9 protein-coding genes are annotated in these 12,557 nt (G+C 64.6%); 4 read left to right on the top strand and 5 right to left on the bottom strand.

Translation table 11 applies throughout. The annotated features are described in order from the left end of the window. Positions 1-68 precede the first annotated feature (68 nt). The 3 genes from H2O75_RS05540 to H2O75_RS05530 all read left to right on the top strand — a co-directional run bounded on the left by H2O75_RS05540 (position 69) and on the right by H2O75_RS05530 (position 3,964). The gene (locus tag H2O75_RS05540; protein ID WP_182169391.1) at positions 69-659 is read left to right on the top strand and encodes a hypothetical protein; all 591 of its coding nucleotides are present in this window, start codon (positions 69-71) and stop codon (positions 657-659) included. A 49-nt stretch (positions 660-708) separates the two neighbouring features. After that, complete coding sequence (locus H2O75_RS05535) at positions 709-1,230, top strand: GNAT family N-acetyltransferase (protein ID WP_182169389.1); 522 nt, start codon at positions 709-711, stop codon at positions 1,228-1,230. Between the two features lie 76 nt (positions 1,231-1,306). Next, positions 1,307-3,964, top strand: coding sequence for a penicillin acylase family protein (locus tag H2O75_RS05530; protein WP_259365182.1), 2,658 nt, complete (start codon positions 1,307-1,309; stop codon positions 3,962-3,964). A 103-nt stretch (positions 3,965-4,067) separates the two neighbouring features. Here H2O75_RS05530 and H2O75_RS05525 read toward each other — a convergent pair whose 3' ends face one another. Both H2O75_RS05525 and H2O75_RS05520 read right to left on the bottom strand, forming a co-directional pair. Beyond that, positions 4,068-4,658, bottom strand: coding sequence for a TetR/AcrR family transcriptional regulator (locus tag H2O75_RS05525; protein ID WP_182169387.1), 591 nt, complete (start codon positions 4,656-4,658; stop codon positions 4,068-4,070). Between the two features lie 56 nt (positions 4,659-4,714). Next, positions 4,715-7,042, bottom strand: coding sequence for an ATP-binding cassette domain-containing protein (locus tag H2O75_RS05520; RefSeq protein WP_182174962.1), 2,328 nt, complete (start codon positions 7,040-7,042; stop codon positions 4,715-4,717). A gap of 134 nt (positions 7,043-7,176) precedes the next feature. Between H2O75_RS05520 and H2O75_RS05515 the strand changes: the two genes are divergently transcribed. Continuing rightward, a complete protein-coding gene (locus tag H2O75_RS05515; protein WP_182169384.1) occupies positions 7,177-7,521 on the top strand; it encodes an RNA polymerase-binding protein RbpA in 345 nt (114 codons plus the stop codon). A gap of 32 nt (positions 7,522-7,553) precedes the next feature. Here the strand turns inward: H2O75_RS05515 and H2O75_RS05510 are convergent, their stop codons facing one another. The 3 genes from H2O75_RS05510 to H2O75_RS05500 form a co-directional block, all read right to left on the bottom strand. Next, on the bottom strand, positions 7,554-8,294 hold the full coding sequence (locus H2O75_RS05510; RefSeq protein ID WP_182169381.1) for a polyprenol monophosphomannose synthase: 741 nt from the start codon (positions 8,292-8,294) through the stop codon (positions 7,554-7,556). Then, positions 8,291-9,772 (bottom strand): apolipoprotein N-acyltransferase, encoded by a 1,482-nt coding sequence (lnt, locus tag H2O75_RS05505; RefSeq protein ID WP_182169378.1) that lies wholly within the window; start codon positions 9,770-9,772, stop codon positions 8,291-8,293. The genes H2O75_RS05510 and lnt overlap by 4 nt, the downstream gene beginning before the upstream one ends. Positions 9,773-9,942: 170 nt before the next feature. Further along, the gene (locus H2O75_RS05500; protein WP_182174733.1) at positions 9,943-12,555 is read right to left on the bottom strand and encodes a DEAD/DEAH box helicase; all 2,613 of its coding nucleotides are present in this window, start codon (positions 12,553-12,555) and stop codon (positions 9,943-9,945) included. Positions 12,556-12,557 lie beyond the last annotated feature (2 nt).

Here is a 12,557-nt window from a genome sequence, read left to right as displayed (position 1 = left end):
GGCCTATCCTCCCGGCTGGCACGGTGCACCAGGTCCCCTATCAGGGGTTCCCTCAGCAGGCGTGGGCAGTGCCTCCGAAGAAGCGGAAGAAGTGGCCGATAGCCATCGGTGTTATCGGCCTCGCCGCTGCGGCCGTCGGGGGCGCGTGGCTCATTGCCGATCGATCGCGAACAGACTTCGAGGAGATCGCCCAGGAGTGCGAGAACACGCTCGACTACGACACTCTCCTGGCGCTGACCGGAGGATACGAGTACATGCGCGAGGCTCTCGATGTCGCCTACAGCGAGTGGCAGGACATCCTCGAGGAGATGTCGAACGTGCCCCGCTTCGTGACCGTGGCGTCCGATGTATCCTCCATCAAAATTGACGACAGCGACTTTGGGTCGATCGATTCCATCGACTTCCTCTGGGGGACGAGCGGATCGCAACGTGAGCGTCTCGAAACATTCGTCACGGGATGGAACGGGGCTCGCGACATTGCGATCATCGCCGCAGTGTCCTGTGTCCACGACCAGCTCGATATCCCCGACTCGGTCGAATCGCGCATGATGTCGACGCGTGCTCTCGACGGAACGCAGGAAGCGACACACGCTGGTATCCGCATGACGTGGAACTACCATCCCTCGAGTGGTCTCGGTGTCATCTACGAACGAGAGTGAGCGGCGCGGGGTGCATCGGGGGAGAGCGGTCCAGCGCTAAAATCGGCTCATGGTAGTGACCCTGAGGCCTGAAACCTTCGATGACTGGCCCTGGCTGTGGCATTGGCGCCACGAACTGAGGGATCCCGAATGGAAGGAGTGGGACTCTCCCTATCTCCATGCTCTCTCCCCGCGTCTCAGCTACGAGCAGTTCACGCGGGGGAGAGCCCTCGATAACCATCTGGGAGCCGTCATCGATGTCGATGGTCGAGCGGTCGGCTACGTGAACCGCGGTGAACTCGCCCCGCGCGGTGGCGGCTGGTGGGATTGGGGGATCGTCATCTACGACCCTGCTGACCGCGGCCGGGGGACCGGCCGCGCAGCGGCTCGACTGTGGATCGACCACACGTTCACGATGACGGGGGTCCACGTACTCACACTCACGACATGGTCCGGCAATACTCCGATGATCAGTCTCGGCCACAGCCTCGGCTTCGCGGAGTGCTCCCGCATTCCCCAAGCCCGCGAGTGGAGAGGGCAACGATATGACGCGGTGCAGATGGCACTGGTGCGAGACGACTGGAAGATATAGTCCGAAACGACGGCGATTCGCCACACGAACAACCTACCGCATCGTAGGATAGTCGCTTACCGTTACTCTCCGTCGAATGGAAACAATGAAAAGCCGCCGTCTCCTGTACCGCTCCGCGGTTGTTGTCCTGGGTGTCGTTCTCACCCTCGGCCTTGTCCTTGGAGCAGTGCTCCTCGTCAATCTCAACAAGCCGCTGCCGTGGCATGGCGGCGAGCAGATCATGGAGGCGGATGGCGTCGTCGAGGTCGTCCGCGACGCGAACGGCATCCCCTCCATCTACGCCACGACAGACGAGGATCTGTTCCGCGCCCAAGGCTACGTCCACGCCCAGGACAGATTCTTCGAGATGGACTATCGACGTCACATGACAGGCGGGCGCCTCTCGGAGCTGCTGGGTGATGCGGAGGCTGCGACGCAGGCCGATATCGTCATCAGGAGCATGGGCTGGCGCAGGCTGGCCGAGGAGGAGTGGGATCTCATCTCAGACGAATCGCGGACGTTCTACACGGCGTACGCGGAGGGAGTCAACGCCTACATCGCAGACAGATCCCCGTCGGATCTCGCGCTCGAATACACGGTGCTGGGACTGTCCCACCCGATCGGCGATATCGAGCCCTGGACCGGAATCGACTCGCTCGCGTGGCTGAAGGCCATGGCCTGGGATCTCAAGAACAACCTGGATGAGGAGACCGCGCGAGTCACCGCATACGCCAGCCTGGGCGATGTGGCACTCGTCGAGGAGCTCAGCCCCTCATTCGAGGCGACCGGCCACACTCCCATCATTCCGTCCACCGACGGTGCGAACCTCACAGACGCAGAGGAGTATCCGCGTTCGACTCCGCTCGAGATCCCCGAAATCGGGGAAGGGGCCGGGACGTCTGCCGATGAGGCGGACATTGACGCCGATGCGATCGGCCAGGGCGTCATGGACGCCCAGGAGGCGCTGGATACGATGCCGATCATGCTGGGACGGGGCCCTATGGTCGGATCGAACTCGTTCGTCGTGGGCGGGGAGCACACCGACTCGGGGCTGCCGATCATCGCGAACGACCCGCACCTGACAATCTCCTATCCCTCTGTCTGGTACCAGGTGGGTCTGCACTGCGTGGAGATCACCCCTGACTGCACGTACGATGCGACGGGCTTCTCCTTCGCCGGCATGCCCGGCCTCATCATCGGCCGCAACGCCGACCTGGCGTGGGGTTTGACGAACCTGGGCGGCGATGTCACCGACTTCGTCATCGAGAAGAACACCGGTGAGACGACGTACGAGAGAGACGGGGAGGATGTCGAGTACGAGATCCGGACCGAGACGATCAACGTGGCGGGGGCCGAGTCCTTCGACATCGAGGTCCGCGTCTCCGTGCACGGTCCCGTGATCTCCGATCTTCTGCTCGACGACGAGACGACAGGCGCGCTTCCCACCGCTCCCGGAGATTTCTCGGTCGCATTGGAATGGACGGCTTTGAAGCCCGGCCGCACGGGAGACGCGATCTTCGCAATCAACCGGGCCGCCACTCCCGACGATGTGGCGGCTGCGGCCGCGAACTTCGAGGTCCCCGCGCAGAACATTCTCTACGCCACGGCCGAGGGGGACTTCGGCTACCAGGCACCGGGCAGGTTCCCGATCCGTCCCACCCTCGCCGAGGCGGACGGCGACCTCGAGTCCGTCCACATGCCCGAGAACCTGGGGGCTGATGGAAGATGGCCGCGGCCGGGCTGGGATTCCGCCTACGACTGGCAGGGCTACTACGCGCCGGAGGACATGCCTGCACTGCTCAATCCGGGCGAGGGCTTCATCGTGGCCGCGAACCAGCAGGTCACACCATCAGATCTGGGCCCCTACCTCGGATCTTATTCCGACGGGGGATACCGGTCCGAAGCGATCAGGACTGAGATCGAGGACCGTCTCGAGAGCGGAGAACCGTTCACGTTGACTGACGCGGAGCAGATCATGCTGGCCGACCAGTCCCCGTTCGGGCTCGAACTCGGGGAGTACGTGACCGCAGTCGATGTTGAGGACGAACGCCTGGGGGATGCTCAGGCGATCCTGCGCGACTGGCTCGAGCGGGGCGCCCACACGGACGTCGACGAGGCAGGCGCGGCGATCATGGCGGCGACCTACGCCCACCTGCTCGATCGCACAATCGCACTCCATATCGACGGTTTCTCCGCCACGAATGCGACGAACTATCTCATCGCCCTGGCGAACATCGATGCCTCGAGCACATGGTGGGACAACCCTCTCACCGACCAGGTCGAGGACCGTGACGATGCGATGAGGGATGCTCTGGCAGCGATGGAGGAGGATCTGACGGGGCAGATGGGGGAGGACATGTCGCAGTGGCGCTGGGGCGATATCCACGTCGAAACACCCACCCACTCTGTTCTCGGCGGAGATGACATTCCCGGCCCCGTCCGGTCCTATTTCAACGGCGATCCGCTCGGCGTGCCAGGTGGCTCCGCCATCCCCAACGCCATGGGATTCTCGCCAGCCGTGACGGAGGGCTACGTGAGCTACGAGGTGACAGCAGGGCCGTCGATGAGAATGGTGGTGGATCTGTCCGATCCCGACAGGGCCTCGTGGATCATCTCGTCCGGTTCCTCTGGCCATCCACGGTCGGCGCGTATCAATGACCAGTTCGAGATGTGGGCGAACGGCGAGTACCTGCCGTGGGCCTTCACACCGGAGGCAGTGCGTGCTCGCGGCGAGACCACGATGACGCTCCGATAGGTCGACGCGGCGGGCATGGGATGATCCTCAGCCCGCCGCTCGTCACCCACACATCTAAAATGACATAATATGCATTATCGGAACAATGGGTGGTGGGGTGGTATCAGCGCAGGCCGAGCCCTTTGAGGAGGATCTCCGTTGTGCGCTGCTGGACCTTCCACTTCTCGTCGACAGGCAGTTCACGCAGGCTGCCGAGCGTTGTCAGGCTCGAGGCGCCCTGGACGATCGCCCACGCGGCAAGCGATGACGTGAGTGCATCATCGACTGATGGCTCGATGTCGTCGATGATGCTCGTGAGGATGCGGAGCGGACGTCCGGGCGCCGTCTGCCAGTCCTCGGCCAGCGGGAACGCTGCTGCGAGTGCCTGGAACTGTTTCGGGTTGTCGATGGAGAACTGGAAGTAGGCTCGGCTGATCGCTTCCAGGCGTGTGGCCACATCCGATTCGGCGTGGTCGTCGAGCGCCTCTTGAAGCTGATCGGCGACATTGACTAGGACGGCGTCCCTAACAGCATCCAACAGCTCCGCGCGGCTCTCGAAGTGACGGTAGGCGGCGGATGCCGAGACGCCGAGCCTTCGGGCTGTCTCGCGGATCCCGACGGCCTCCGTGCCACCCTCCGAGATGAGTTCGAGCCCCACCCGCACGATCTCATTGCGAAGATTGCCGTGATGATAGGGCCGTTCCTGCTGCACCATATGAGACTCCTCCAGTAACAGTCGTTCCTCGAGCCTATCCCGGCCGTGCCGGTTCGTCATGGCGACGTGCCCGCGTAGCGAGCCAAGTATTCCCCGGTCGTCGTATGGCGGCGGGCCGCGAGCTCGGCTGGTGGCCCCGTGTAGACGACCTCCCCACCATCCGCTCCCGCGCCGGGCCCGAGGTCGATGATCCAGTCCGCGTGTGCCATGACGGCCTGATGGTGTTCGATGACGAGGACGGACCGTCCCGAATCGACCATGGAATCGAGCAGGTCGAGCAGAGCCCGAATGTCGGCGAGATGAAGGCCCGCGGTCGGCTCATCAAGGACATAGACCCCGCCATCATCGACCATGCGGTGTGCGAGCTTGAGACGCTGCCGCTCCCCTCCCGACAGGGTTGAGAGGGGCTGGCCGAGCGTGAGGTAGCTGAGCCCCACATCGTTCAGCCTGCGAAGGATCGCTCCGCCGGCCTTGAGGCCTGCCCGTGCACAGAACTCTTCCGCCTCCCCCACTGACATGCGGAAGACATCGGCGATCGATGAACCGTGAAGCCGCAGGTCAAGGACGTGTTCTTGGAATCTCTCTCCCCCGCACACCTCGCACGGGACCGGGATCGACTCCATGGACAGGTCGATGAATGTCACCGCCAAACCACGACAGTTCTGACAGGCGCCTTCAGAATTGGGACTGAAGAGGGCGGGCTTGACGCCGTTGGCCTTCGCGAAGGCCTTGCGGATGTGGTCGAGCAGGCCCGTATAGGTGGCGGGATTCGACCTCCGAGATCCACGGATCCTCCCCTGGTCGACGCGGACGAGACCGGGGATCGGAGGGAGGGATCGCATGAGGGAGCTCTTGCCGGAGCCCGCCACGCCCGTGACCACCGTGAGGACACCGAGCGGTATGTCGACGTCGACGCCTTTCAGGTTGTGGACCCGAGCATCGCGCACCGGGATGACGCCCGTCGGGGTGCGCACCGCAGCCTTCAGCGACGTTTGTTCGGCGATGTGCCGGCCGGTCGTCGTGTCAGATGCTGCGAGGCCCGCGATATCGCCGACGTAGGTGATCTCGCCCCCGGCGTGCCCGGCACCGGGGCCGAGCTCGATGACATGGTCCGCGATCTCGATCGTTTCGCGCTTGTGCTCGACAACGAGGACGGTGTTCCCGCGGTTCCGCAGGGCTTCCAGCAGCCCGTTCATCTGCGCAATGTCGTGGGGATGAAGGCCGACTGTCGGTTCGTCGAACACGTAGGTGACGTCCGTGAGCGGGGACCCGAGGTGCTTGACCATCGTGATCCGCTGGGCTTCCCCGCCCGACAGGGTGCCGGTGGGACGGTCGAGGGTGAGATATCCGAGGCCGATGCGCTCGATCGAGCCGAGGAGGTCTCCGAGCTGGCCGGCCGTGGGGATGCTCCCGATCCACGTCCGCGCGTCGGAGACCGTCATGGCGCATACATCGGCGATGCTCATGCCGCCGATCGTCGAGGTGCGGGCGTGCTCCGCGAGGCGGGTCCCCCCGCATGCTCCGCAGTCCCGGAAGGTGACCGCACGGTCGACGAAGGCCCTGATATGCGGCTGCATGGAGGCCTTGTCCTTGCGGAGGAAGGAGGCGGTGATCTTGGGGACGAGCCCCTCGTAGGTGACGTTGATGCCGGCCAGGGAGATCTTCGTCGCCTCCCTGTAGAGGAGGTCGGCGCGTTCCTCGTCGCTGTAATCCTTGAGCTTCTTATCGGGATCCACAAAGCCGGATTCGGCGTAGTAGCGGACTGACCAGCCTCCCGCCTTGTAGCCGGGCACGGTGATCGCGCCCTCGTTGAGGGACAGGTTCTCGTCGATGATCGCAGAGATGTCGACATCGGACACACTCCCCCTCCCCTCGCATACCGGGCACATGCCGCCCGTCACCTGATAGCTGGCCACCTGTCGTTTCTGATCACCCTTGTGGACGGTGATGGCGCCCTGGGCGGTGACCGAGGGCGTATTGAACGAGTACGCGAGCGGTGAGCCGAGGCGGGGCTCCGCGAGATGGGAGAACAGCATCCTCAGATAGGTGTTGACGTCGGTGGCCGTGCCGACCGTGGATCGCGGGTTCGTCGCCATCGGCTCCTGCCCCACGACGATCGACGCTGTCAGGCCCTCGATCGTCTCCACATCGGGACGCGGGGACGACGGCATGAATCCTTGGATGAAGGCGGAGTATGTTTCGTTGAGGAGGCGCCGCGATTCTGCGGCGATCGTGTCGAACGCGAGGGAGCTCTTCCCGGACCCTGACAGCCCGGTGATGACGGTGAGCCGCCTCTTCGGTATGTCGACGTCGATGCCCTTGAGGTTGTTGGTTCGCGCGCCCCTGATTCGAATGGTGTCGTGGCTATCAGCATCGTGGTCCATGGCTGATCTCACATTCTCTCGGTGAACGATGACACGCTACCATCTTCAAGCCGTGGCTTCCCGCCCACTTCGCCTCCTGTGGAACAAAACGGCTCCGGACTGCGTTGGACTGGCTGGAGACTAAAAGGAGAACAATGGCTGAAAGATCACTTCGCGGCATGAAGATTGGCGCTTCCTCACTCGAAACAGAAGAGGGAGTGCGCTTCGTCGCGCGTCAGGAGCACGAATACACCTGCCCGAACGGTCACGTGTTCCACAAGACCTTTGCTGAGGAAGCAGATGTTCCCGCCCTGTGGGAATGCCACTGCGGCGCCAATGCCCTCCTCAAGGATGCTGAGGAGCCAGAGGACACGAAGAAGGCGAAGCCCCAGCGCACGCATTGGGACATGCTCCTCGAGCGCCGCAGCCTCGAGGAACTGGACGAGCTCCTCGAAGAGCGCATGGAGCAGCTCCAGAAGCGAGGCCTGCGCAGCAGGTAGTCATGATCGGGGGCCGCAGGGCCCCCGATCTTCTAACCCCTGAGTATGCGCCGGGCTCGGGCACCGTGATGGTGCACGCCGCGTCTCGTCGATTCGGCGAGAGACTCGAAGAAGATCGTCGAGGACAGCTTGGATTGGCCGGCTTCCCTCTCGTGGAAGGTGATCGGCTCCTCGACGATATGTCCTCCCATGCGATGGAGGCGCTGGGTCATGTCCGTCTGCCAGTAGTAGCCGACGATGTGGATCCCGCCGAGATCGACCGCCCGCAGGATATCTGTGCGATAGACCCGGAAACCGGCCGTGATATCGGTGTAGGGCAGGCCGAGGGCGGCCCTGTTGTACAGGTTGCCGAGCCGGGAGAGCAGCTGCCGGTTGAGCGGCCAGTTCTCGACTCCCCCGCCGGGAACCCAGCGTGATCCGATGACGAGATCGGGCTGGTCGGCCTGTCCCGCCCGGGCAAGCATGCCGACGAGATCGCTGGGACGGTGGGAGCCATCCCCGTCCATCTGCACCACGTGCGTATAGTCCCGCTCCAGCCCCCACGTGAAGCCTGCGATATAGGCGGCGGCGAGACCGCCCTTGCCCGGCCGATGCATGACGTGGAGGGCCTGGTCGCTCTCTGCCCGACGATCGGCATAGTCGCCGGTACCATCCGGAGACCCATCGTCGACGATGAGGATCTCGACGGTGGGGAGCTCCGCGCGAAGCCTGTCGAGAGTGAGCGGAAGCGCTTCGATCTCGTTGTATGTGGGGATGATGACGAGCGGCTTCATGGCCGGTCCTTTCGAGAAGAGATGGCCCAGACGAGAGCCAGGAGGACTCCGCCGACGGCGGCTCCCCGGTAGATGTGACCGAAGCGTGCGGCGGGCGTCAGGGTGTCCCTCAGAGGAATCGTCGCACTACCGGAGGCGGCGACCTGCTTCTGCGACACGTCGATGACGGTGCCGTTGGGCATGACCACCCCCGATACGCCTTCTGTCGAGACCTGGACGGCCGCACGAGAATGCTCGACCGCACGGAACACGGTCTGTTCGAGCTGCTGCTCCGACTCTGCGCTCGACCCGAAGGAGGCAGAGTTGACGGGCACGATGAGGGCATCGCCCCCGGCCCGGACAGCATCCTGGACGACCGTGTCGACAGCGATCTCGAAGCAGATGGGAACCGCGACGGTGATGGAGGAGCCCGCGACGGGAACGTCGAGGACGGCAGGCCCCTCCCCCGCGAGCATGTCGGTGCTGACCTGATCGACGGCGTCCGTGATCTGAGCGAAGAACTCTCTCATCGGAATGTACTCGCCGAACGGCACGGGCCGGGACTTCGAATAGTGATCGACGAGCTCGCCGTCCACGACCAGGGCGTAGTCGTTGTAGCGTCCCTCATCGACATATTCCTGGGTGCCGAGCAGGAGGGGAACGCCCGCGCCCAGGCTCACCCTGCGCACGATCTCAGCCGCCTCCTCATCGACGCGGATGTCTCGATCCGATGCCGACTCCGGCCACAGCAGCACATCGATCTCGGTATCAGCCAGAAGCTTCGTCGTCTCAGCCTCGTGGCGGAGCGTCACGTTGAGCGCACGCGTCTCGTCGTGCTCTCCCCGATCGGGACCGCCTTGGACCCACCCGACGGTGAGCGTGTCATAGCCGCGTACGGAGAGCGGAATGAAGAGGCAGAGCCCGATGACGCCCACGACGGCGAGAGACGTCACCATCCCGGCGAGTCTCGGCCCGCGATAGAGGGAGCGGAGCGCCGAGGCGAGGAGGAGTGCGAGGAAGACGGTGAGAGCGGTGACTCCGACGGCACTGAGATAGGGGGCGGTGCGGAGCAGGGGCGTGCCGACCTGCGAATAGGCGACCATGCCCCACGGGAACCCTCCCCACGGCCAGTTCGTCCGGATGACCTCGATCCCGGCGAATGCCACCGCTCCGAGAAGCGCCCCGGGGATTGTTTTCACCCGGGACAGTCCCGCCCACAGTCCGCCCGTGACGCCGATGAAGAGCGCTTGGAAGAGAGACAGCGCGGCCCATGGGAGGGGTTCGCCGACCGCAGTCCAGGCCCAGGAGATCAGCGGAAGGAAGAAGGCGAGGCCCCACACGGTTCCAGCAGTGAATCCGGCCCACACGCTGCGGCCGTGGGTGGCGAGTGCGAGGAGGATGAGAGCGGGGAGTGCGAGAGCCGACATGTCGATCGGATCGAAGGAAGCCCACATGAGGCCTCCGCCCAGGGCGGCCACGAGCGAGTATCGGAAGTGCACTCATCAACCCTACCGAATAAAAGGCCCGCCGCCTCTCCCTCGGGCCGTTGGATGTCCAACGTTTTCTAACGGAGTGGCGGCGGGTGCACAGGTTTCCCCGTACGTCACTCCTACCGTAGAGATCTGCCGCCCGCCGCGCAAATCATACCGAAAGGTAAGTTATGGCCTGTTCACATCGCCTGGGTCACGCCTGGGCGTTCGAGGAGGCGCCGGGCCTCTGCAGCCGTGTCGGACGTGGGGGTCCCGGACGCTGCATGCATGACTTGGGTGAGAAGGTCCGTGGTGCGCCGCAGCCCGTTGATGAAGTCTCCGGGCAGGAGCTGGCACATGGTGAGGCAGGCTTGAAGGCTTGCGCCCTCCGCCCATGCCACAACCGCTGTCGTCGGGTGGGAACTGATCTCCGGCTGACGGTCCAGCCCATATTCCGCTTCGAGGTCGATGAGGAATTCGTGGTTGTGGCGGATGACTCGCCACGCGAGAGGATCGGCAGGCGGGTTGGCGCGCCCGCGCCGGTCCTTGAACGCGAAGGAGGACAGCATGCCGGCCAGCATGGCGGGGGAAAGACCGGCGAAGTGCGGGTCTTTCAAGCATTCGTAGATGAGGAGGTCGGCGTTGGAGTGCAGGCTGCGCAGCGGCGCGGCGCCGGTGCCGAGTTCCAGGTTCCCCGGTTCCCCGCGGAGCACCCCCATGGTGGCCAGGAGCTCACATGTCGCATCGAACTCGCCGCCCACGGAATCGTCGTAGGAGTCCGTGAGGGATGCCAGGTTCTCGAGTTGGCGGGTGAGCGAGAGGTAGGCGGTTGCCTCCTCGAGGTGCTCGTCCCGGTCGGGGCAGTCGTGCACGGGGTGCGCGAGAACCTCGGGGCTCTCCCGAACTGCCCCGCGATCCCAGGAGCCGAGAAGATCGTCATCGAGGCCGATCTCGACGCGTTCCGCGACGAAGTCCGCGATCTGGTCCGCAAGGACGGCGCGTTGACTCGGATCTCGCAGCTTCATCCCTGCCGGCAGCATGTAGTCGCCGACGTGGCGCAGCTCTGACCGCACCTCGTCCTGTCGCAGCCAGACCAGGTCCCCCATCCACGTCGCCACGCGCAGACGATCGCCGTCGACCTGCGTGACGAACGCATATTCGAGGGACGTGCCGTACGCGTAGGCGACGATCTCTCCGCCGTATGCCCACTCGAACGACTGGGCGACGCGCTGACGGTACGCCTTCTTGGCTTTCTTGCGCGCCGCCGAGCTGGCTCGGCCTGCCCGATTGCGGTGCTCCATGTACTCGGTGACGTCCCCGCGTTCGCACAGGCCGCGGACGCGTTCCGCTTCGCGCTCGTGGGCCAGTCGGACTCGTTCACGGGTCACTTCGAGTCTCGCCACTTCCCGGTTGCGCTGGAACTGGGCGAAGGAACGGGCGAGGAGTGCGCGTGCACTGCGGTAGTCGTGTTCCGCGAGAACGTTGACGACCGTGTTGTAGGACGGGAAGAACGCCGATTGGAGGGGCTCGAGGGCGCCCGCACCGAGGGAGAGGAGCACATCCGGGTCCGTGTCGCCGGTTGCCGCGACGAGGGTGTGGCCGACGTCGTCCTTCCCGCGCCTGCCGGCACGGCCGATGAGCTGGGTGTATTCGATCCCCGTCAGGTCCGTGAACTCTGTCCCGTTGTATTTCGTGAGGGATTCGATGACGGTGGTCCGCACCGGCATGTTGATCCCGAGCGCGAGCGTCCCCGTCGCGTACACGATCTTCACGAGGCCGCGCTGCATGAGGCGTTCGATGATCTCTTTGAAGGGCGGGTACACTCCCGCGTGGTGGGCGCCGTAGCCGGCCGCCAGGGCCTTCTCGAAGGACCTGAAGCGGAGGACTTCCTGATCATCGTCCGACAGTTCAGCCCGGATCGGGTCGAGTGCCTGGTGGATGAGTTTGCGCTCCTGGCGTGTCGTGAGGGAGACGTTGTCGCGGACCAGGTCCCGCACCGCCATGTCACAGCCCTTCCGGGAGAAGATGAATTCGATGGCGGGCAGGAGCCCGCGCTCCTCCATGATCCGGAGCAGACGGGCACGCTGCGCCGGTCCCATGCGCTCCGGAAGCTTCTTCCCCAGAGCCTGCAGGGCGCGCGGGTTCGGATTCCTCCCGGCCCCGAGCGTGGCCGAGGGGCCGCCCTCGTAGAGGTCGTGGAGCTTGTGGCCGACGACGACCTGTTGGAGGAGCGGCACGGGACGGAGTGCGGTCTGGACGAGCGCCGTGTTGCCGCGGACGGATTCGAGCCAGGCATGGAACTCGTCCGCGTTGGCAACCGTTGCCGAGAGGGACACGATCCGGACTGAACGGTCGAGCTCGAGGATGACCTCCTCCCAGGTCGGACCGCGCTCCGGGTCGGCAAGATAGTGGACTTCGTCGAGGATGACGTAGCCGAGCTCGCTGAGGTCCTCCCCCGCGTACAGCAGGTTGCGGAGCACCTCCGTCGTCATGACAACGATTCTCGCGCCCCGGTTGATCGTGACGTCCCCCGTCATGAGGCCCACGTCATCGCTGCTATAGCGTTCGACGAGCTCACGATACTTCTGGTTGGACAGGGCCTTGACGGGGGTGGTGTAGATGCAGGTGGTGGACGTGGCCAGTGCCATCTCCACGGCGAAGAGGGCGACCATGGTCTTCCCCGCCCCCGTCGGCGCGCACAGGAGCACGTCATGCCCGTCCTCGAGGGCTTTCGCCGCATCGAGCTGGAAGGAGTCGAGGGTGATTCCGGTAGCGGAAACAGCGTCGCGATAGTGATCGAGGTAGATGCCCACTC

Source organism: Flaviflexus equikiangi (assembly GCF_014069875.1).
GTDB lineage: Bacteria > Actinomycetota > Actinomycetes > Actinomycetales > Actinomycetaceae > Flaviflexus > Flaviflexus equikiangi.
Note: the sequence above shows the minus strand (reverse complement) of the source record. Positions and strands in the feature narration are given on the sequence as shown.

Bases quoted from the DNA above. Each gene is read 5' to 3' on its own strand.
- H2O75_RS05535 (WP_182169389.1), top strand. From the start codon at position 709: ATGGTAGTGACCCTGAGGCCTGAAACCTTCGATGACTGGCCCTGGCTG.
- H2O75_RS05530 (WP_259365182.1), top strand. From the start codon at position 1,307: ATGGAAACAATGAAAAGCCGCCGTCTCCTGTACCGCTCCGCGGTTGTT.
- H2O75_RS05525 (WP_182169387.1), bottom strand. From the start codon at position 4,658: ATGGTGCAGCAGGAACGGCCCTATCATCACGGCAATCTTCGCAATGAG.
- H2O75_RS05520 (WP_182174962.1), bottom strand. From the start codon at position 7,042: ATGGACCACGATGCTGATAGCCACGACACCATTCGAATCAGGGGCGCG.
- H2O75_RS05515 (WP_182169384.1), top strand. From the start codon at position 7,177: ATGGCTGAAAGATCACTTCGCGGCATGAAGATTGGCGCTTCCTCACTC.
- H2O75_RS05510 (WP_182169381.1), bottom strand. From the start codon at position 8,294: ATGAAGCCGCTCGTCATCATCCCCACATACAACGAGATCGAAGCGCTT.